Annotated in this window: 22 protein-coding genes; 8 read left to right on the top strand and 14 right to left on the bottom strand. The window is 67.3% G+C overall.

Annotated elements, in window-relative coordinates; all coding sequences use genetic code 11:
- Positions 1–303: 303 nt before the first annotated feature.
- The 7 genes from K8Z61_RS16405 to K8Z61_RS16375 all read right to left on the bottom strand — a co-directional run bounded on the left by K8Z61_RS16405 (position 304) and on the right by K8Z61_RS16375 (position 4,606).
- Positions 304–2,409: a type IV secretion system DNA-binding domain-containing protein gene (locus tag K8Z61_RS16405; RefSeq protein WP_224131091.1), complete on the bottom strand. Its 2,106-nt coding sequence runs from the start codon at positions 2,407–2,409 to the stop codon at positions 304–306.
- Between the two features lie 395 nt (positions 2,410–2,804).
- The gene (locus K8Z61_RS16400; RefSeq protein ID WP_224131089.1) at positions 2,805–2,996 is read right to left on the bottom strand and encodes a hypothetical protein; all 192 of its coding nucleotides are present in this window, start codon (positions 2,994–2,996) and stop codon (positions 2,805–2,807) included.
- Positions 2,996–3,526: a hypothetical protein gene (locus K8Z61_RS16395; protein WP_224131088.1), complete on the bottom strand. Its 531-nt coding sequence runs from the start codon at positions 3,524–3,526 to the stop codon at positions 2,996–2,998. Before K8Z61_RS16395 ends, K8Z61_RS16400 begins: the two co-directional genes overlap by 1 nt.
- A 116-nt stretch (positions 3,527–3,642) precedes the next feature.
- A complete protein-coding gene (locus K8Z61_RS16390; RefSeq protein WP_224131087.1) occupies positions 3,643–3,801 on the bottom strand; it encodes a hypothetical protein in 159 nt (52 codons plus the stop codon).
- A 3-nt stretch (positions 3,802–3,804) separates the two neighbouring features.
- On the bottom strand, positions 3,805–4,020 hold the full coding sequence (locus tag K8Z61_RS16385; protein WP_224131086.1) for a hypothetical protein: 216 nt from the start codon (positions 4,018–4,020) through the stop codon (positions 3,805–3,807).
- The gene (locus K8Z61_RS16380; RefSeq protein ID WP_224131085.1) at positions 4,017–4,298 is read right to left on the bottom strand and encodes a hypothetical protein; all 282 of its coding nucleotides are present in this window, start codon (positions 4,296–4,298) and stop codon (positions 4,017–4,019) included. Before K8Z61_RS16380 ends, K8Z61_RS16385 begins: the two co-directional genes overlap by 4 nt.
- A gap of 5 nt (positions 4,299–4,303) precedes the next feature.
- Positions 4,304–4,606 (bottom strand): hypothetical protein, encoded by a 303-nt coding sequence (locus K8Z61_RS16375; protein ID WP_224131084.1) that lies wholly within the window; start codon positions 4,604–4,606, stop codon positions 4,304–4,306.
- Positions 4,607–4,702: 96 nt separating this feature from the next.
- Between K8Z61_RS16375 and K8Z61_RS16370 the strand changes: the two genes are divergently transcribed.
- The 3 genes from K8Z61_RS16370 (at position 4,703) to K8Z61_RS16360 (ending at position 7,066) form a co-directional block, all read left to right on the top strand.
- Positions 4,703–5,593, top strand: a complete 891-nt coding sequence (locus K8Z61_RS16370) for a hypothetical protein (protein WP_224131082.1) — start codon at positions 4,703–4,705, stop codon at positions 5,591–5,593.
- A gap of 135 nt (positions 5,594–5,728) precedes the next feature.
- Positions 5,729–6,400, top strand: a complete 672-nt coding sequence (locus K8Z61_RS16365) for a hypothetical protein (RefSeq protein WP_224131081.1) — start codon at positions 5,729–5,731, stop codon at positions 6,398–6,400.
- 9 nt (positions 6,401–6,409) lie between these two features.
- Positions 6,410–7,066, top strand: a complete 657-nt coding sequence (locus K8Z61_RS16360) for a class I SAM-dependent methyltransferase (RefSeq protein WP_224131080.1) — start codon at positions 6,410–6,412, stop codon at positions 7,064–7,066.
- On the opposite strand, the gene K8Z61_RS16355 is transcribed toward K8Z61_RS16360, so the two are convergent.
- Positions 7,059–7,691: a hypothetical protein gene (locus K8Z61_RS16355; protein ID WP_224131078.1), complete on the bottom strand. Its 633-nt coding sequence runs from the start codon at positions 7,689–7,691 to the stop codon at positions 7,059–7,061. The genes K8Z61_RS16360 and K8Z61_RS16355 overlap by 8 nt on opposite strands.
- A 78-nt stretch (positions 7,692–7,769) precedes the next feature.
- Between K8Z61_RS16355 and K8Z61_RS16350 the strand changes: the two genes are divergently transcribed.
- Complete coding sequence (locus tag K8Z61_RS16350; protein WP_224131077.1) at positions 7,770–8,090, top strand: hypothetical protein; 321 nt, start codon at positions 7,770–7,772, stop codon at positions 8,088–8,090.
- A 15-nt stretch (positions 8,091–8,105) separates the two neighbouring features.
- Here the strand turns inward: K8Z61_RS16350 and K8Z61_RS16345 are convergent, their stop codons facing one another.
- Both K8Z61_RS16345 and K8Z61_RS16340 read right to left on the bottom strand, forming a co-directional pair.
- Positions 8,106–8,351 (bottom strand): helix-turn-helix domain-containing protein, encoded by a 246-nt coding sequence (locus tag K8Z61_RS16345; protein WP_224131097.1) that lies wholly within the window; start codon positions 8,349–8,351, stop codon positions 8,106–8,108.
- 29 nt (positions 8,352–8,380) lie between these two features.
- Positions 8,381–9,655: a DNA methyltransferase gene (locus K8Z61_RS16340; protein WP_224131075.1), complete on the bottom strand. Its 1,275-nt coding sequence runs from the start codon at positions 9,653–9,655 to the stop codon at positions 8,381–8,383.
- A 194-nt stretch (positions 9,656–9,849) separates the two neighbouring features.
- Here K8Z61_RS16340 and K8Z61_RS16335 point away from each other — a divergent pair, with 194 nt between their 5' ends.
- The 3 genes from K8Z61_RS16335 to K8Z61_RS16325 are packed head-to-tail and all read left to right on the top strand — an operon-like array spanning position 9,850 to position 14,148.
- Positions 9,850–11,661: a hypothetical protein gene (locus tag K8Z61_RS16335; protein ID WP_224131074.1), complete on the top strand. Its 1,812-nt coding sequence runs from the start codon at positions 9,850–9,852 to the stop codon at positions 11,659–11,661.
- A 47-nt stretch (positions 11,662–11,708) separates the two neighbouring features.
- Positions 11,709–13,076 carry a hypothetical protein gene (locus K8Z61_RS16330; protein WP_224131073.1) on the top strand — a complete coding sequence of 456 codons (1,368 nt, stop codon included), beginning with the start codon at positions 11,709–11,711 and terminating at the stop codon, positions 13,074–13,076.
- Between the two features lie 10 nt (positions 13,077–13,086).
- Positions 13,087–14,148, top strand: coding sequence for a DUF3644 domain-containing protein (locus tag K8Z61_RS16325; RefSeq protein ID WP_224131071.1), 1,062 nt, complete (start codon positions 13,087–13,089; stop codon positions 14,146–14,148).
- Between the two features lie 7 nt (positions 14,149–14,155).
- On the opposite strand, the gene K8Z61_RS16320 is transcribed toward K8Z61_RS16325, so the two are convergent.
- Entirely contained in the window at positions 14,156–14,461 is a 306-nt protein-coding gene (locus tag K8Z61_RS16320; protein WP_224131070.1) for a helix-turn-helix domain-containing protein, read from the bottom strand.
- 202 nt (positions 14,462–14,663) lie between these two features.
- On the opposite strand from K8Z61_RS16320, the gene K8Z61_RS16315 reads away from it, so the two are divergent.
- Positions 14,664–15,224, top strand: coding sequence for a hypothetical protein (locus K8Z61_RS16315; protein WP_224131069.1), 561 nt, complete (start codon positions 14,664–14,666; stop codon positions 15,222–15,224).
- On the opposite strand, the gene eda is transcribed toward K8Z61_RS16315, so the two are convergent.
- The 3 genes from eda to zwf are packed head-to-tail and all read right to left on the bottom strand — an operon-like array spanning position 15,184 to position 19,257.
- The gene (gene eda / locus K8Z61_RS16310) at positions 15,184–15,840 is read right to left on the bottom strand and encodes a bifunctional 4-hydroxy-2-oxoglutarate aldolase/2-dehydro-3-deoxy-phosphogluconate aldolase (RefSeq protein ID WP_224131067.1); all 657 of its coding nucleotides are present in this window, start codon (positions 15,838–15,840) and stop codon (positions 15,184–15,186) included. The two genes, K8Z61_RS16315 and eda, sit on opposite strands and share 41 nt — an antisense overlap.
- The gene (edd, locus tag K8Z61_RS16305; protein WP_374227986.1) at positions 15,824–17,725 is read right to left on the bottom strand and encodes a phosphogluconate dehydratase; all 1,902 of its coding nucleotides are present in this window, start codon (positions 17,723–17,725) and stop codon (positions 15,824–15,826) included. The genes eda and edd overlap by 17 nt, the downstream gene beginning before the upstream one ends.
- Positions 17,726–17,742: 17 nt before the next feature.
- A complete protein-coding gene (gene zwf, locus K8Z61_RS16300; protein WP_224131064.1) occupies positions 17,743–19,257 on the bottom strand; it encodes a glucose-6-phosphate dehydrogenase in 1,515 nt (504 codons plus the stop codon).
- Between the last annotated feature and the right edge of the window lie 22 nt (positions 19,258–19,279).

Here is a 19,279-nt window from a genome sequence, read left to right as displayed (position 1 = left end):
CGGGGTACTTCCTCGGTGCTGGCACATCAACCACCCTCTCGTGGCTTCAGACCAGTCACCAGACCGCGGACGGTTCAGACAGCCGACGAGCCAGCACGGAGAGGAGGTGCTTGCCGACACGGGGTCGGACGGGTTCGGCGAGTACTGAGGGATATGGAATGAGCGAAGTATTCGGCTCCCTAGATTGCGAAAACTCGGCTCTGACCTGCGTGGATACCGGGTCGTCACTTGATGTGACCGGACGACCGAGCGGTAGCCCTCGCCCTGGGGTGTAGGTGCGGGCTGCTGACGGATTCGCATCACTCATGACTGGCCCCCGTCCCTGGTGATGCGGCCAGGCGTAGCGCCGTCGTCGGCCGATACTTGCCCGTATCCGGCCACGGCCAGCAGCTCGGCCTCGACCTCAGCGATGGGACGGCCGTAGCGCTCTCGCGACCGTGCGCGAGCGACGGCCAGGTCGCGCAGTGGGGCGCTCGGCGGACTCGTCACCAGCGAGCACCACGGCGCCCGGTTGTTGTTCACCAGCAGCGACGCGTAGGCGTGGTAGGCCGGGAGCTCCTGGAAGTCACGCGCATCGAGTACACCGCCCGTGCTGGCCGCGATGTCACGGGCATCCTTTGGGCTGAGCTGGAAGTAGACGCGGTTCCTCGCGTTGGCCAGCACCGCCTCACGCATGGCGGGCGAGTACTGGCTCATCGCCTGGTTGATGAGCCCGAACGCCAGCCCATACCCGCGCGCCATCGCGAGGGCGGAGCCGAGGTCGCCGAGCTTGACGACCTCTTGGGCCTCATCGACCAGCACCGGCACGATGTGTCGCAGCCTCGCCGGGAGCGCGACGCGCTCCTTGGCGGCCTCCCACGCCAGCGCGAGCAGCACCGCGCCCAGGAGCTGGCTCCCGGCAGGCCCCAGCGTCGAGGACGAGGTGTTGACCAGCACGATGGGCCGCTTGGTCGGGTGCATGAACAGGTCACGGAAACTGAACGCGCCGGAGGTCTGGCCGAACATCGCCCGCAAGCCGGGGCGCAGGCTGAGCAGCGGATCGATCTTGTTCCTCAGCGGTGCCGTGATCTGCACCCGCTCGGCGTCCGATACGTGCTCGAACCACGACCACTTGGCACCCAGCCCCAACGGGTCGGTCGCAGCCACGGGAGCGACGACGCGACGCCGGAACTGGGCGTTGGAGAACAGCATCGGCAGCATGGACAGCGAGCGCCCTCCCGCACGGGCGAGCGTCAACAGCGCCGCGTGCAACAGGTCGCTGCTCCGTGGCCCCAGAGCGTCCCCATGCAGATCGCGGAACACCCCGTAGATGACATCGGCGTCACGCTCCGGGTCGCTTGCGAAGGTCTGCACTCCGACCGGCGCCTCATCCGTCGGGTCGATGATGACCAGATCGTCCAGCCGATCCTCAGGCACCCTGACGGCAATGTCGGCCACGGTGTCGCCCTTCGCGTCAATGCAGAGCAGCGCACGACCGGCGTAGATGTGTTGCAGCGCGAGCGACGTGGTGAGCACCGACTTTCCGACACCGTTCGGTCCCACGATGGTGGTATGCCTCGTGGTGTCCTCAGCGGCGTAGGCCACGGTGCGGCCTGGGTCGAGCGGCGAGGTGCCGAGCACGATGCCCTTACGTGAAACCATGCGGTCAACAGGCATCACCTTGGGATGCGCTGGCCGTACGCCGGGCAGGACGACGTCCTTGCTCGCTACCGGCCACCCGATGATCGCGGCGACTTCGGAGACGTTCAGCTCGTTCGGCCAGAAGAACGGGTCGCGCACCTCGTCCAGTGATCGCACCGAGGATTTCTTCAGCCGGAGCGCGATCCCCGGTGCCTCAAGCACGCGCAGAGCTGCGGCGACGTTCTGCACCAGCCGCCGTGACCGGTCTGGATCGTCAGCCTTCGCCCCGATCCTGACCTCACAGGAGAAGCGGTGCTCCCCGTACTTGGCGGCCACCTTCGAGCGTGCGGCAGCGGGAACGTCCTGCATCGTGCGAGGCCGCAGGCGCGGTCCCAGGATGACCTGCAGCCGTACCTGCTCATCCTTGCCAGCAGCGGCCAGGGCGCCGAGGACGCCGCGTGCGGCCACCTCGGTGGCGTCAGTGTTGAGCGAGGTCTGCTTGTGGCCGGGGAACCGCACCGCAACTGCTGCGGTTGAACTACCCGCCCGTCTCCCGACGTCTTGGCGCAGGCCAGGCATGTGAGGTGCCATCGCGGCCAGCGCTCGACGTGCTGAGGCTTCCTCGGCACCCAGGTACCAGCTCGCCGCACCATTCTCGCCGCGAGCCTCCAGCACGATGCGGGGCTGGCCCGACAGGCTCGCGAGCGCCTGGACCGCTTCCCGGGCCACCGCCACCGTGAACGGCGTGAAGTCAAGCCGGACGAAGCGGAACGGGCCCCGGCTATTCATCGTCCGACTCCTGACGCGTCCGGGCGTCCCTCAGGGCCTGGGCCTCGCGTTCGGCCTGCGCCATCGCTATCTGGATGATCGCTCGGGCGACCTTGCGGTGATCCGGAGTCTCCCGCAGTTCAGAACGGATAGTGAGCCGTCGCCCATCCCGGCTGCGGGACACCCGCTTCCGCACGGCCCTCCGCGTGCTCCGGTAGGGCGCATTCTTTTCATCGTTGGTATTGCCATTTGTGGACATAGCTCACCTCCTTTCAGAATTACGACTTGATGGGACGACTCCAGCGTTTTCACAAACGTGAACGCGAATCGTGCGCATGACTATGAATTCACAATTGTGAAAAGTCAATACAGATTGTGTATTCCACAACACCGGCCGGTACAGGCTCATATCTGTTTCACCAGCCCCGATACCGGCTGACGATTCGCCACCAGATCAGGGCCCCGATCCCCACCACTGCTGCGAGGATGCAAAGGTAGATCCAGATCGCCTGGATGATGGCGACCGCTCCCCACAAGGCCATGGCGGCCAACAACACACCGAGACAGGCGTCGGCCAGTCGGCTTCCAGTACGCTCGGGTTCGCTCATCACGACACCCGCTGCAGCTCGCTCAGTACACCCGCGTCCAGCCCGATCTCGGCGCACGTGCGGGTGAACTCGCCCTGATTCAACGGGAACCGCCCGGCGATCCCCAGCAGGATGATCTGCCCGAACAGATCCATCCGGAGCAACTGGTACTCCCGCGTCTGAGGCCCGAGCCCGGCCCGCTCCAACTGCTCAAGGTGGTACAGGGTCAGTTCCCACTCGTCGGGCAGGGAGAAGCTCAGCCCCAGACGGCAGTGGGACGTGTCGTGCCAGAACCGGAACGCGATGTTGTCTCCGAGCTCCATGAACACGGTGTCGTCGCAGTACAGGTTGCTCACCGGAAGCGGCTCGGCCGTCGCCTTCGAGTGGGCGAAGGCGGCTCGCAGCTGCGGGTAGGTTGAGGGCGCATCAGGCGTGCCGATCCAGGCGAAGCCGAGATCGTCGGCCGCATGCTGCGCTTGCTCGCGGACGAAGCGGCTGAGGTTGATCCGCGCGCCGAGCGGCCCCGGCGCCGTAACGTAGGGAGTGGACATCAGGTGTCTCCTTGAAGCTCAGTTCACTAGCCGTGAAGGTGGAGAGGGATTGCTTGGTGGCCGAGCGGCCTGGACGGGGCGTTGCCGCGCTCCCGTCCAGGCCCACCCGGGCCGCTTCAGGCGACCTGGCTGATCAGCCAGGCCTTGTACTTGGCCATGAGGCCGGCGTAGGCGACGACGTCGCCGCCTGTCCGCTCCCACAGCGCTCGTTCCAGATCGCTCAGCAGGTCCAGCTCGCGCTCGAGGCAGCCGACATGTGGGCAGAACGTGGACATGGCTCAGCCCGCCAGATTCCGCCAGTCCTGCCCGGCGGCTTCGTTCATGGCACGACGAGTCCGATGGAACTCGGTGGCTACCTTCTGGTCGGCCGCGAATAGATCGCTTCGGATCTTGTCCGCTGCGGATTGCCGTGGACGGATCCGGAACAGTTCCAGCGCGTGCGCGACCAGCGAGCAGGCCACCAGCAGCACCAGGAACACCAACAGCTCGATCACGACGGCGCTCCCGTCTCGAAGCGCCGCAGCCGCTCGCGCAGCTCCGGGTCGTCCCCCGCCAGCACGTCGGCGTACTCGCTGACCTGACGACGCACCGCCGAGGCGTGCGCGGCGAAGTCTGCCGCCACCGCCTCCCGGTCGATCTCCTGCAGCGTCTCCTCGTCCAGATCCAGCTCGATGACCGACGCCTGCTGTCCCTGACGACGGCACGTCACGACCGCGACGAGGCCCCTGGCCAGCGCTCCGAGCACGACTCCCAGCAACGCGGAGAGCACCATGCCGCTCACAGCGGGAACTCCGAGCCGAACTGACGCTGGATACGGACGGCCTTGTCGACGTAGCCGATCTCGATGCGGGTCAGCACCGCGTCGAGCACCGGGTCGCCGTTGGCGAGCTGGCGGCGGTACTGGTCCAGGTCGACCGCCCGCTCCATGATCCGTCCCGTCAGCGCCGCCTCGGCGTCGACCTGCAGACCGGCGAGCTTGGTCTCGCTGACCACCCGCTCCACGGCCTTCTTGTGCGCTCGCTCGTCCTTGCTCGGGACGAGCCGAGAGCTGGGATTGGCCCAGCGCTCCAGATCACTCATGGTGTTCTCCCACCGCTTCGGGTCCGCGGATCGGACCTTCGTGGGATTCATGCTGGACCGGTCGCGCTGCCGGTCGCATTAGCAGAAAATTGGCGCATGGCGACGCCCCAGGACCCGGTGAGAGACGAGTTGTTCCGAGACCTGCGCGCCTTCCGCAAGCAGCCCGGACTCCCTTCGGCGGCGCGGCTAAACGACCTGTTCGCCCTGACTGAAGCCCTCGGCGAAGGCAACGCCGAACGCGCCTTCGACGAGCTCACGCGCTACCACGACGAGCACGGAACGGACCCGAGAACCGACATCGGGGCGTACTTCTACCTCGCCGGCTACGACGTCGGACTGGACACCATCGACCAGCGCCGACGCCGCTACGTCGAGCGGTTCGTGTGTGAACTGTCAACTGCCTGGCGACGTGCCGAGCGCGGCCTGAACAAGCTCGCCGCCCTGATCCGTGACCACGCAGAACGCTCCAGACCCTGGGCCGTCGTCTCGATCTTCCAGTCGGGGAACCACTTCCAGCCGTTCCTCGACTTCAACCTCGGCTACGAGTCCTGGCGACCACCAATCATCCAGATAGACGGCCACGAGCTCGCGCCTGACGACTTCGTGGTCCACCGCAACGCCGAGGACAACACGAGGTTCACCAACCGGCTCGTCCTCCCCGAGAAGCCGCTCCGACTCGACGTCACCTTCGGCGAACCCATGGCCAGGTTGCGGGTGATCTGGCCAATGCCGGTCTGGCCGGTCTGGAACGTCGTCGCCTGGACTGCCGACCCACGCATCCTGACCCGCCTGCGAACGTTCCGACAGCGTGCCGTCGAGGTATCCCTCGAATGGTGGCGCCAGACACAGCCCGACCAGACCGACGGGCTCGTGACTGACGGCGCGATCTGGGCCGAGCGCACCGACCCCAACAAGGTTCCGCTGCCGCCGGGCTGGCGCGTCGACGGAGCCCCAGTTAATCCACCTTATCGACCTACATCATCGTAGAAATTGCGTAATTAGCACCAACTTCGTAGCCATTTCCAAATATTCCAAGACTACCTGAGCAGGGAAATGCCTATTGACTTATTCATACCAATATGCTAATAATCGGTGCATACAACTAAATAGGAACACAAACACATGCAAGAGCACCTTTCATCAACATCCAAGAATCAACAGTCGGAACGCTTAAAGATTAGCGAGGACGGCTCATTAGTCGAATCTGAGGCGATGGCCGAACGGCGGATCCAGCGGATCGGCAAGAAGCTAATCAACCGGATGCGTCGGCTGGATCCGCTTGAACATGATGATCAGTATCGCGTGAGCGCAGCCCTCCGCAAGGAGAGCATGGGATCACCGGAGTTTGTGGAGAAGGACCACCTCAACGACGCCGATATGCGCAACGTCGCCGTAGCAAGGCTCGACGAGAAGATGCTCGATCTGGAACTGTCGAGCGACATGAACAGTCCGGCGAACATCAAAGCATTCAATGACCTCCGCGACATGAAGGAGATGTTCTTGAATCATGTGTCTTCAGGCGAGGGCATCTACATGGACATGTTTGATGCAAGCATGGCGTTTGCGGCGCAAGGCGACAACGATCGAGATGAAATCGCTCGCGGTGCAATGGAGTTCGTCGGCGACATCATGAACGAAGCTGCGGACATAGACGCCGAAGAAGGACAGGACGACCCTACGGCCGCGACGCAGCGCGTGATTGACGGCCACAACCACCTCGTAGAAGAGAACGCTAAGCGCCGCAGAATCCTCGAGCAGAAGAAGCAGATCGCTGGCATAAGCGTTCGAAGTTGAAGCGAGCCCATGCAGTCTCGGTCAGCTGTTGAGGCTCAGTCGTACGACCAGGAAGCGGCCCTCGCTGGCTGGGACTCCCCGCATCGTGCACGCCGACTCGTTGAGCGGTTCATCACGCCGGGAACTCGTGTTCTTGACCTCGGTATTGGCACTGGACTCGCTGTCGACGGCTACGCCGAGAAGGGCGCATCCGTCATCGGGATCGACCAAGACCCAGCCATGCTGGAAGCCGCCAGCGCAGTCGCCGGCGAGCAGGGCGAGATGCGCCTCGGCAACATCAACGAGCGCCTCCCCATCAATGATCTTGAAGGTCGTGTGGACGTCGCCCAAGCCGTCGGAGTCCTCGAGTTCACCGAAGATCTCGAAGGCGTCCTTGCGCAGGTGTGCGAAGCCCTGACGCCAGGTGGCAAGTTCGTCTTCACCGTTGAACTCGCTGGAACAGGCGAGAAGCACACATTGAACTTCCCCGAGGGTGTCACGGTGCATCGCCACACGTCTGCCGAAGTATTGGACCTGCTGGACCGAGCCGGACTACGTGTACTGCAGGATCAGGAGTACGCCGGTTACCAGCGAGGGGGTCAGCCCGTTCCCTATGGGCTGTACCTCGCCGAGAAGCTCGAGCGGGCACCCGCGACGCTCTTCGAGCACAAGTCGATCTCTACTTGATGTCTGATGAACTGTCATCGAACGTCCGGCTCGGCAACCGCATCCACAGATCCCCGAAGTAGGTCCTGATCGCCGTCTGCGCACACAAGACCGCTGACTTCGCTACGTAGACGTCTTGCGCCTCGCGCCAGTGGCCACCCTGAACATGTGCCTCGTAGCCCACCCGCTCCAGCGACCCCTCGCCCATCGGCAAACGCCAGTGTCCAAACGGCTTCCGCGCGTCGCAGACGAACTGCATCTGGTCCAGCAGATCCGCGTCAACCAGACCGTGCTCGCGGTGGTGCCCGATGAGCCAGCCGAGCCCACGCTGACGCCAGCCCTTCGGTTCTGGTGGCAGCGCGTACCAACTCTCAAGGAGTGATGCCAGTGTTCGCTCGCAGACGGCCTGAGCGCACATGCTGGCCCCAGCCCAGATGCCCTGCTCGAAGGAGCGCATCGTGGCGTCCCACATCAGGTCGGCTTCCGGGCCCGCCGACAGGCTGTAGCGGCCGCCGTTGGCGACCATCACCTTGTGGTAGGTCTCGTCCAGGAGGGCGCGTCGCTGGTCGATGTCCAAGCGGCGCGGGTCTTGGACGGCGTCGAGCGGCGGAAACAGCTCGTCCTGCGCGCCTGGCTGAGTACTCACTCTCCAAGGTTCCCAGCCACCGACGACATCCGCCCCCGTCTTTCCCAGGGCTACTGCTCGACCGCGTACTGTTGCGCCGTGTCTGGCGATCTCTCCCTCTTCGGCGACGACGAGCCCCATGAGCCGGCTCCGCCAGATCAGCACGTCGAGCCTCCCGCCTCCGACTGGCAGATCGACCTGTTGCGCAAGGCGCTCGATGCGCGAGGACTCACCACTCAAACTGAGCGTCAGGCTGCCATTGAGGGTGCCGCTGAGCGTCCCGTCGAGTCTCTCCGTGCACTGACGCAAGATGAAGCGCTGCGCGTGCTGTCTCGTCTTGGCCAAACGCCCGCGACCCAGAAGGCGGCAGGATCAGCCTGGGACCAGCGAGACGAAGACACCTGGATCGATCGGCTGTAGTGCAACGCGGAGTTCTTACGCCGCAGTGTCAACTGAACGCGCTTCTTCGGCGCCCACTGAGGCGGCGGTCTCACGAAGTACGTCGGAGAGCGAACTGCCAAGAGCACAACAGATCTCGTTGAGAAGGGCGGACGACGCTTCCTTGCGGCCGCGCTCAAGTTGCGAGATGTATCCAGGGCTCACATTGGCCTTAGACGCGAGCCGTCGAAGGGTCAGCCCAGCCTCTACCCGTCGCTTGTGTAGCACCCTCCCCAAGTGCATTCGCAGCAGGATCACGCGCGCCACCGCGTTTAGCTGACGCCCGTCATCGGCAAGTCTTGGTGAGCATTCTCAATAACCCGATCGGTCGCTGCTGCCGCGAATCCACTGCCCGGCACCGCTGAGATCTTCTCTTCCGCAGTAGTGAGGTACTTAGGGGACACGTCGATGCCGATGAACTTGCGGCCGAGCGCGCGGGCTGCGACGCCGGCGTTGCCGCTACCGACGAACGGGTCGAGCACGACATCGCCCGGATCAGTCGAGAGCGCGATGCAGCGTCCTGGGAGTGCGACTGGAAACTGGGCGCCGTGCCCATTGCCGCCAGTCGAAGTTGGAAGGACCCACACATCCGACAGCTTGTCAGACTCGTAGCCGACGCTTCTGCCGCCAAGTGCGGGCTGAACCCGTCGGTAGGCCGTCTTGTCGAACTTCGGCGTCCGGGTTGGCGCCAAGTGCAGGACGTACTCCAGCCCACGGCTGACCCGGGAGTTCTGCGGTTCCGGCAAACTGCTCTGCTTCGCCCACGTGATGACACTCTTGACGTGGTATCCGATCCGGCTGGCCCGCTCGGCAACGCGAGCCGGGATCATGCACTGCTCGCCGTCCTTGAGGTAGGAATGACCAGCACTGTGGCGTCGCGCCTCATGCTCGTGCCATTTCCTGTCGTCCTTACCCTGCATGGCCAGCAGAGCCTCGATCGCGTTGCCACGGATCTGCGTGCGGGTGTTGTAGGAATCCATCAGGTTCCACCAGACGGACGCATCAGGCGTGAGCACCTGACGAAGCTGCCAGAGGATCTGCACCGTGTGCCGCACGAAGCCCTCAGGCGTCTGCTCGTGCCCGTAGGCGCACGTCTCGCCGTCCGCCCAGGCGACCGTGGTCGAGTCGTCGTAGATGCGCATGCCCCAGTAGGGCGTTGACGTCACGACGCACTGGATGCTGGACGGCGCAAGGCGATCAAGAACCTCAGTGACACTACCCGTCTCCAGCGTGTGCGTTTCCACCTCGATGACCTTGGTGGGCTTGCGAGCGAGCTTGGGCCGCGTCAGAAAGTCAAGAACCTGGGAGCGCCTGACGAACGTCTCGCTGTAGGCGTCTTGGTCGAGGAGCCGGAGAACATCACTGACGGACAGCCGGGCACGGTGCCCGACGACTTTGCGGATGAAGGTGATCGACATACCCACAAGGGGCGCGACCTCGTCCGCCTCGAACTGCTCGTCACGCTGCGACCATGCCTCGCGGTCGAGAGCACCGACGGGCGTTTGCGGCTTGATGTCCGGCAGGGTCGTGGTCTGGCGTGGCGGCACGGATCCTGTCCCTTTCGTCGGTTGTTCTACCTTGGCACGACGCAACCCTGTCAGAGGCCCCCGACACTCTCAGAATCGGGGGTTGGACCGTGGACATGCGCGCGCGTTCGGGCATTGCGTGCTCGTCTCGTTCCCTAGACTGCAGCCATGAAGCACGCGACATCAGGCATCTGCTGCCAGCACGGAGACACGTGATGTCGCGCTGCTCCGAAGAGGCGCTCGAAGAGGCACTCCGTCAACTCAGCCAGCACGCTGCCAGCAACAAGTATCGAGCCAACTGGCTGTCGACCTACCTCGCTGCCAAGCGCGCAGAGGCGGCCGGGCACGGCCTCACCATCGCAGGCGTCAACAAGAGCGTCGAGGATCTGTTCGCCCTCATCCCCGACCATCAGAAGGGACGGATCAATCCCTTCATCGATCTCAGCTCCAAGGTGCGCTGGCTGAAGGTGAAGGACTCGGGCCGCAGCACCGTCTGGAACACGGGCACGCGCGACCAGAGCCAGACTGCGCTGTTCAATCCCAGCGCCAGTAACAACGGGCGCGGCTACTTCGGCGAGGGGCTACTACCCAACGCGGCCGACGTAGCCGTCCAGCACCTCGATCAGGACACAACCGAAGATCCGTTGCCGGGCCGGGACGCGCTCGCCGTGCTGGTGACGCGCCACCACGACTGGGACGCGGAGCCGAGTCGAGATGAGCTGCATGCAGCCGCTCAGGACTACCTCGGAATGACGCGGGAAGAGTTCAACACGATCACGGCAGATGTCGAGCTCACCGTCCCGGTACTCGGCTCCCCTGAGTGGTCACCGTCGCTACTGCTGGCCTCAGAACTGGGACCGCCCGAGACCACGTCAACGGAACGCGGTAGCCAGGTCGCCCAGGAACCCCACATCACCGTCGAGGACGTCGAACAGCTCCCCGAGCAGTTCCGCAGTTTCCTCAACCATCATGGCATCGCGACTGAGTCCGACGAGGAGCTGGTCGACCTGCTGGCGGCCACCCTGTCCTCGCAGCTGGTCATCATGGCTGGGCCGAGCGGCAGCGGTAAGTCACTTATGGCCTCAGCGTTAGCCGCGTTCTTTGCGCCGCAGGACCGCCGTGCCCGCCTCGAGTCGTCCCGCTTGCTGGCCAAGCGTGAGGAGTTCTTCGGCTACTTCTCGCACTTGGCCGACAAGACGTTCCAGGTGCTGGAGCCGCTCCAGCTGTTGCTCGACGTCGCGGCCGCTGACGGAACGACGCCCCCGATGGTGGCCGTTGAGGAGGCCAACCTGTCCCCGATCGAGGGCTACCTGTCTCCGCTTGTGCACGGGTTCGGCGGACTGGAAGCCGAAACGCTGGAGATCCCGCTGCACAACCAGGTAGGGAGCGTGAGGCAACACGCCTCGGAACTGGAAGTCCCGAGAGTGCTGGAACTCGGTCCCTACCCGCGGTTCTTCGCGACGATCAACGTGGATGCGGACTCGCCGGCTCCGGCGCGCAAGGTGGTCTCACGTGCGTGCGTCATCCTCATGGAGGCCCCGAGCTTCGACACTGCACTTGCCGCCGCCGACACCCTGGTGCACCCGTCCGTCGAGGAGGGCACCGGGCCAGCGGCGGGTCTTATCGGGAGGCCGACCTTAGCCTTCGATCGCTACAGCGAGACCGGGAGTGACGTCTTCCAGCAGGCGCTAAAGGACCGGGCGGAGATCCTCCGCAGCGTGCTCGGTTCCGACGTTATCGCCCACCGACCGCTGCAGCGCAGTCTCATCTACATGGCGTGGTATGCCGAACTGCTCGGCGCGACAGAGCCGGAACTGGGTGATCCCGTGGTCGAGGCGGCGGCCGACAACGCACTGCTGCACTTCGTGCTGCCCGTGCTGTCGGCCAAGGAGTTCGAGGGCGCCCTGTCTGTGTTCAAGTCAGAACTGCGCAGCGGCGTGCTCGCCCCGAGACTGGCACGCCTTGAGCAGGTGACGAAAGCGCAGCAGTTCGGACCGCCGCCCGACTTCTGGGGTGCGTTGACCTGAGTAGGATTCGCTACGTTCGAGGTGGACGTGAGGTTGCGCAGCATCCCTTGACCGGGCGCCTGCTCACGCCGCTCTTGCCCTATGGACTGGTACTCGAACCCAGTGGCGACGACCTTGTTATCTATGAGCCGCCCGAGCGGGCGCTGGCGGGCACTCTCACGCTGCCGCAACTCGTCGGCCGCGACGTCGAGTTCGTTGAACTGACGATCCCCTCCAACGGCCGCTTTACTCAGGAAGACCTACGGCTGCTGTGGGAGGCGGGCGCCGAACTCAGTTCCTGGCGGCAGGCTCGCATGGCCATTGCGCGGGAAACAGGAACCTTCGGCGCACCCGAAGTCATGGGAACGGTCGAGACGCTGCGGGACTGGCGATCGCTGGCCGCCTGCGCCAACGATGCGGGCACGCTCCTCGCCTCGTGGCCATCGGTGCTGGATCGGCAACAGATATGGCTACCAGTGGGGGTTACCGGGGGCGTCGAGGATCTCATGGGGACCGAGCGCTCTGCTGAGGCCCGAGGCGCGGTGCACGAGCGCGACGATCAGTTGCTCGTATCCCAGAGCGCCCGTTGGCGCGGTGCTCGGCGCAATCTGACCTCAGTCACGATCTCAACCTTGGCCACGACAATCATTGACGTCGTGCGGTCCAGCCTTCCTGAGGATCAGGTGGGGCTGCTTCGGCCCGTCCTTGATCCCATTGCGACGGTGGCGCGCGTGGCCGCTGCGCCGGCCGGCTTCCGTGATCCCGACCCTTCGTCGTGGCCCGCGCCGTTCGTCGCCTTCGCTGCGGCCTGTATGCGGACACTGGCGGAACTGCAGTCCTCTCGTCGCGGAACCGGCGTGGTGCCGTTCCTCGATACCGACGAGCTGTATGAGGCGTGGCTGGCCATCGCGGTGCGACGCGTGCTCGACGCCCGGTTCGGGCCATGGTCCGCTTCGGCGTCCGGCGCGTTGGCATCTTGGGAGTCGGACGACGCGACGATCGAACTGTGGATCAAGCCGGGGATCGCCCGTGGCGGCACGGACATCGCGGGGTCGCGCCTACACGCGCTCGTAGCGGAGGCACTCGCCCCCGACCTGTTGCTCACCGTTACCCGAGGCGAGGTCGCTGCCTTTGCCGTGATCGACGCCAAGTCATGGGCGTCGATGCTGCCAGAGCAAGCACTGGAGCAGAGCGCCAAGTACCTCTACGGCATCCGACGCTCCGACGATCCGACACTCGTCCCTGCAGTAGCGGGAGTCGATCTTGTGACTTGCGCTGTGGCACCGCGGATCGGGGCGTCTGACCTCTCGCGGGTTCGGGTGGTGAGCGCCACGCCGACCAGCGGGCTGGATGGGCTGGACGATCGCATCGGGGAGATCACCGACCAACTCATCGCCTCGCTCGTAGAGCGTGAGCACACGGCCTCCGAGTTCTGAGACTAGGAAGATGCCTCGACCGCCCCGCTGGACACCGACACTGGATGCCGCACGCCGCGAAGCAACCCTGGCCGTCCGGCTCTTCAATGATCCGACTGAGCCGCGCTCGTTCGAGGCTTTCGTCGTCCACATGCACGTCGCCTGGCTTTACCTTCTGCACGCCCGTTTCACCCGTGACGGCATCGACATCCGCTACCGGCGGCGCGACAACCCTCGGCACTTCGAGAAGGCAGACGGCGAACACAAGCGCTGGGAGTTGGCCAGATGTGCCGAGGAACGCTGGGCAGACGCCGACGATCCCGTGCGGCGAAACCTTGAGTTCTTCATCGCGCTCCGCAATCGGATCGAGCACCGCCATGACCACACCGATCGCCAGCTGTCGGAAGCGGTAAGTGGACACGCACAGGCGCTGCTCCTCAACTTCGAGCACGAACTGACCTCGACGTTCGGGAACCAGCACTCACTCGCCACGGTTCTGCGCTTCCCAGTGTTCATTGGCAGCTTTACGTCTGAAGGCGAACGAGCCCTGATCGCGTTGCGCGACCGCCTCCCCGCCGCACTCAAGCGCTTCATCGCCGAGTACCACTCGGGGCTCCCCGAGTCCGTCAGCGGCGACGACCGGTTTGAGCTTCGACTCAACGTCGTTCTGCAGGTCTCGAAGGCATCTGACGCTCTGGCTATCCAATTCACGCGCTGGGACGACATGAGCGCAGAGGAGAAGGCCGCAGCGGAGCTGCTCGGCAAACGCGGTCGGACGATCGTGCGAGAGCAGCAGCGACGGGTGGTTGGCCACGGCCTCATGAAGCCCGGCGAAGCGCAGGAGAAGGTCGCAGAGGCGGTGCCCTACGTGTTCAACAGCCATCACTTCCTGCGATCGTGGCAGATCAAGGGGATACGGCCGCCACAGGGCGATCCGCGCCCGGAACGCACCGACGAGAAGTACTGCGTCTACGACGCGCTGAGCCGCTCCTACGGCTACACCGAGGCATGGGTTAAGTGGCTCATCAAGAACTGCTCAACTGAGAGTGGCTTCCGTGCCGCTACCGGACGGGACCCCAGGCCCAGGACGTGAGCGACGCTCAGGACCTTTGCCTATGCCGGGCGAGCCGCAGCGAAACAGCTTGTCGCGTGATCCCGTACCGATCACCAATCTCGGTCAGGGTTAGACCGGACTCCCTGAGTTGACGCATGTCCTCGGTGACAGCGCGACGAGCCTCCGCCTGTCGAGCGGGGTCCAGCGCGACGCCCGCCGCCTTCAAGCGCGCCAACACCGTGCTGTCCGAGACGCCGTACTTCCGTGCCAGTCGCCAGGACCCGATTCCTGAGCGATAGTCCGCCACCATCGCCTCGATCTCCTCCGGCGTCATCCGCCGCACGGTCGTCACCGTCACCTCCGGTGACACCCACGGCTCAGATCGCCGCCGGGAACGTGCTGACTCGGCCGCCTTGGCGACCCTCACCCCTGGCGCGGAGTGTTTGGAATAGCGTCCCAGTACCTCCGCCACAGGGACGGCGTCGCGGCTCGAGCCGCGACGCCGTTCGTGGTCCCCGGCCGGCCCGGCGGTCGGTGCGGCAGGATCGGACGCCGTGGAGACGTCCCCGCGCTCGTCGGCGCCGATCGGGCCGGACGAGCTCACGCGGATCGCCGCGATGGTGCCCCGCGGCGACGCGGCGCGCTGCGCGTCGCGACCCGAGCTCGCGGGTCGACTGGTCGCCGGCTGCCTGGCCCAGGGCGCGGCGGCGCACCTGCTGGACGGGGTGACCGGCGTGAAGGACGTGGACGTCTGGCTCTTCTACGACACCCGCGGCCTGCGACCGGTGCACGGACTGGCCCGCAACCGTCTCGATCTCGGGCCCTCGGCGCTCGGCCGGCACCCCGACGACCCGCCGCGGTTCACCGGACGGCGGGTCGACGTGATGGCCCGCTCGGTGCCCGACGATGTGCCCGCGAGCGCCTGGCACGATCCGGCCGAGGCCGTGCGGGCCTGGCTCGCCGGGCCCCAGGAGTCGCCGCGCCACCTGCGCCGGCGGCCCGTCGTCCTGCTCTGGCCGGTCGCGCGGCTCGGCGAGATCGTGTGGCGCGGACGCCCGGACGAGCCTGCGGAGATCAGGGGCGCAGCGCGACGGTCGCCGCGGCCAGCGCCGTGATCCGCGCCCAGTCTGCGGCGGCGACGGCGTCCTTCGGCGTGAGCCAGGAGCCCCCGACGCAGGCGACGTGCGGCAGCGCCAGGTACTCCCCCGCGGTGGAGGCCACGATGCCGCCGGTGGGGCAGAACCGGACGTCGGGCAGCACCGAGCCGACCGCCTTCAGGTAGGCCGTGCCACCCGAGGCCTCGGCCGGGAAGTGCTTGACCTCGGTGAAGCCCGCCTCGCGCGCCGCGAGCACCTCCGAGACGGTGGCCGTGCCGGGCAGGCAGGGCACCGCGAGGGCGGCGAGGTGGGCCAGCAGGCCCGCGGTGGCGCCGGGCGAGACGAGGAACCGCGCCCCGGCCGCGAGAGCGGCATCGGCCTGGCCCGGCGTGGTGACGGTGCCGGCGCCGATCACGACCTCGGGCACCTCGGTCGCGATCGCGCGGATGGCGTCGAGCGCGGCCGGGGTGCGCAGCGTCAGCTCGACGACCGGCACCCCGCCCGCCGCGAGGGCCCGCGCCAGCGGCACGGCGGCGGCGACGTCGTCGACCACGACGACGGGCACCACCGGCACGAGGTCGAGCACGGAGCCGGGAGCCGCGGCTCCGGCCTGCTGGTCAGCGAGCACCGACATGGGTCTCCTCCAGGGTGCGGGCGGCCTCGGCGGCCACGCTCGTGCGCGTGCGGGGTCGGGGAGCGGCGGCCGGGAGCCCCGCGCCGAAGACGGACGCCCCCGCGTCGGCGGGGCCGACGGCCCGCCGGAAGGCGGCGAACAGCTCGCGTCCCGTGCCGACCCAGGCGGCGTCGGACGCCGGACCGCCGGTCGGGGCGCGGCCGGAGAGGTCGGCGTCGATCTCGAGCGTGCCGGCCTCGGCGTCGACGGTGATCACGTCGCCGTCGACCACCCGCGCGAGCGGCCCGTCGAGGGCGGCCTCGGGCGTCAGGTGGATGACCGCGGGCACCTTGCCCGAGGCGCCGGACATGCGGCCGTCGGTGACGATCGCGACCCGCTGGCCGCGGTCCTGCAGCACGCCGAGCGCGGGCGTGAGCTTGTGCAGCTCGGGCATGCCGTTGGCGGCGGGACCTTGGAAGCGGATGACTGCCACCAGGTCGCGACCGTCCAGCTCGCCGGCCTGGAAGGCGGCGAGCAGGTCGTCCTGGTCGTCGAAGACCATCGCGGGGGCGGTGACGACGCGGTGCTCGGGCCGCACCGCCGACACCTTGATCACCCCGGTGCCGAGCGGGCCGTGCAGCACGCGCAGCCCGCCGTGCTCGGAGAACGGGTCGTCGGCGGGACGCAGGACGTCGTGGTCGAGGGAGCGCTTCGGCCCCTCCTCCCACGTCAGCTCGCCGCCCCGGAGCACCGGCTCGCGGGTGTAGGCGTCCAGCCCGCGGCCCATGACGGTGAGGACGTCGTCGTGCAGCAGCCCGGCGCGGCGCAGGGTGTGCACCAGGAACGCCGTGCCGCCCGCGGCATGGAAGTGGTTCACGTCGGCCGAGCCGTTCGGGTACATCCGGCTGATCAGCGGGACGACCGCCGACAGCTCGTCGAGGTCGTCCCAGGTCAGGACGATGCCGGCGGCGGCCGCGATCGCGGGCAGGTGGAGGGTGTGGTTGGTGGAGCCGCCGGACGCCAGCAGCGCCACGCAGGCGTTGACGATCGCCTTCTCGTCCACGATCCGGCCGATCGGCGTCGGCTCGCCGCCCTGGCGCGTGATCGCCACGGCCCGCTCGCCGGCTGCCCGGGTCAGCGCCTCGCGCAGCGGCGTGCCGGGGTTGACGAACGACGCGCCGGGCAGGTGCAGCCCGAGCACCTCCATGAGCAGCTGGTTGGAGTTCGCGGTGCCGTAGAAGGTGCAGGTGCCCGCGGAGTGGTACGACGCGGACTCCGCCTCGAGCAGCTCCTCGCGGGTCGCGCGGCCCTCGGCGAAGCGCTGGCGGACGGCCGCCTTCTCGCCGTTGGGCAGCCCGGAGGCCATCGGCCCGGCGGGCACGAAGACGGTGGGCAGGTGGCCGAAGGCGAGCGCCCCGATGAGCAGGCCGGGCACGATCTTGTCGCAGACGCCGAGCATGAGCCCGCCGTCGAACATGTCGTGGGAGAGCGCGACGGCGGTGGCCATCGCGATGACGTCGCGGCTGTAGAGCGAGAGCTGCATGCCGTCGCGGCCCTGGGTGATGCCGTCGCACATCGCCGGCACGCCGCCGGCGACCTGCGCGAGGCCACCGGCGCGGACGACGGTCCGCTTGAGCTCGCGCGGGTAGGTCTCGAAGGGCTGGTGGGCCGAGAGCATGTCGTTGTAGCTGGTGACGATCGCGAGGTTCGGCTTGACCCGGCCCCGCATAGCGGCCTTGGTCGGGGCGGACTCGGCCGCGAAGCCGTGGGCGAGGTTCGCGCAGCCGAGGCGGTGACGCGCGGGGGCGTCCTGGAGGGCGGCGTCGAGCCGCTCGAGGTAGGCGGTGCGGGAGGCCGCGCTGCGGGCGCGGATCCGCTCGGTGACCGCGGCGACGGTCGGATGCACGGTGCGGACGGATCGGGTCATCGGTCGAGCTCCTGCCAGGTTCGGCCGTCGCGCCCGAGCAGGGCGTCGGCGGCGGCGGGGCCGGTGGATCCGGCCGGGTACGGGAGGGGGCGCGCTCCGGCGGCGTCGGCGGCCCGCCACGCCTCGAGGATCGGCGCCACCCAGGTCCAGGCCGCCTCGACCTCGTCGCGACGCATGAAGAGGGTCGGGTTGCCCCGGACGACGTCCATGAGCAGCCGCTCGTACGCCTCCGGGGTGCGGCGTCCGAAGGCCGCGGCGTAGCTGAGGTCGAGCGAGACCGGCTTGAGCCGGATGCCGCCCGGCCCCGGCTCCTTGGCCGTCAGGTGCAGGCGCATGCCCTCCTCGGGCTGCACCAGGATGTGCAGGCGGTTGGCGCTCGGCGCGCCCTCCGCCCCCGGGAACATCGCGTGGGGCGGCTCCTTGAACTGCACCACGATCTGAGAGGTCCGCTCGCTCATCCGCTTGCCGGTGCGCAGGTAGAACGGGACGCCCGCCCACCGCCAGTTGGAGATCTCGGCGCGGATCGCCACGAACGTCTCGGTCGTGGTGGCCCCGTCGGCCACCTCCTCGGCGTAGGCGCGGTCGCCCTGGCCGCTGCCGACGTACTGCCCGCGCACGACGTCGCGATCGACGTCGGCCGGCCCCAGGGGCCGCAGCGCCTGGAGCACCTTGAGCTTCTCGTCGCGGACGTTCTCGCGGCCGACGTAGGTCGGCGGCTCCATCGCCACCAGGCACAGCAGCTGGAGCAGGTGGTTCTGGACCATGTCGCGCAGCGCGCCGGCCTGGTCGTAGTAGCCGCCGCGCTCGCCGACGCCGAGCGACTCCGCCACGGTGATCTCGACGTGGTCGATCCAGCGCGAGGACCACAGCGGCTCGAGGAGCGTGTTGGCGAACCGCGTGACGAGGAGGTTCTGGACGCTCTCCTTGCCGAGGTAGTGGTCGATGCGGAAGATCTGCGGCTCTGCGAAGACCTCGCCGACCGCGTCGTTGATGGCCCGCGAGGACGCCAGGTCGTGGCCCAGCGGCTTCTCGAGCACGACCCGGGAGAGCGGCGTGACCAGCCCGGCGCGGTCGAGCTGCTGGCAGATGGGCCCGAAGAGCGACGGCGCCACGGCGAGGTAGAAGACCCGGACGACGGACGCCGGATCGACCTCGGGGGCGCGGGGCGCGTCGTCCTTGAGCAGACCCGCCAGGCGATGCCAGTCGGCCGGATCGAGCGCGTCGAGCGTCAGGTGGCGCAGCCGGCCCAGCAGGCGCTGGACGGTGGCGGCGTCCAGCTCGGACGCCGGGACGTGCTCGACCAGGGCGTCGGCGACCAGCGCACGGAAGCCGTCGTCGTCGGCCTCGGTGCGCGAGACGCCGACGATCCGGAAGCCGTCGGGGAGCTGACCCTCCCGATCCCGCTGGAAGAGCGCGGGGAGGAGCTTGCGCAGCGCCAGGTCGCCGGTCGCGCCGAAGACGACGAAGTCGGCGTGCTCGGGCAGCTCGGCGGCGGACGGCAGATCGGTCATGTGAACACCGTCGCACCGTCTT

It is taken from the genome of Nocardioides sp. TRM66260-LWL (assembly GCF_020075545.1).
Taxonomy (GTDB): domain Bacteria; phylum Actinomycetota; class Actinomycetes; order Propionibacteriales; family Nocardioidaceae; genus Nocardioides.
Note: the sequence above shows the minus strand (reverse complement) of the source record. Positions and strands in the feature narration are given on the sequence as shown.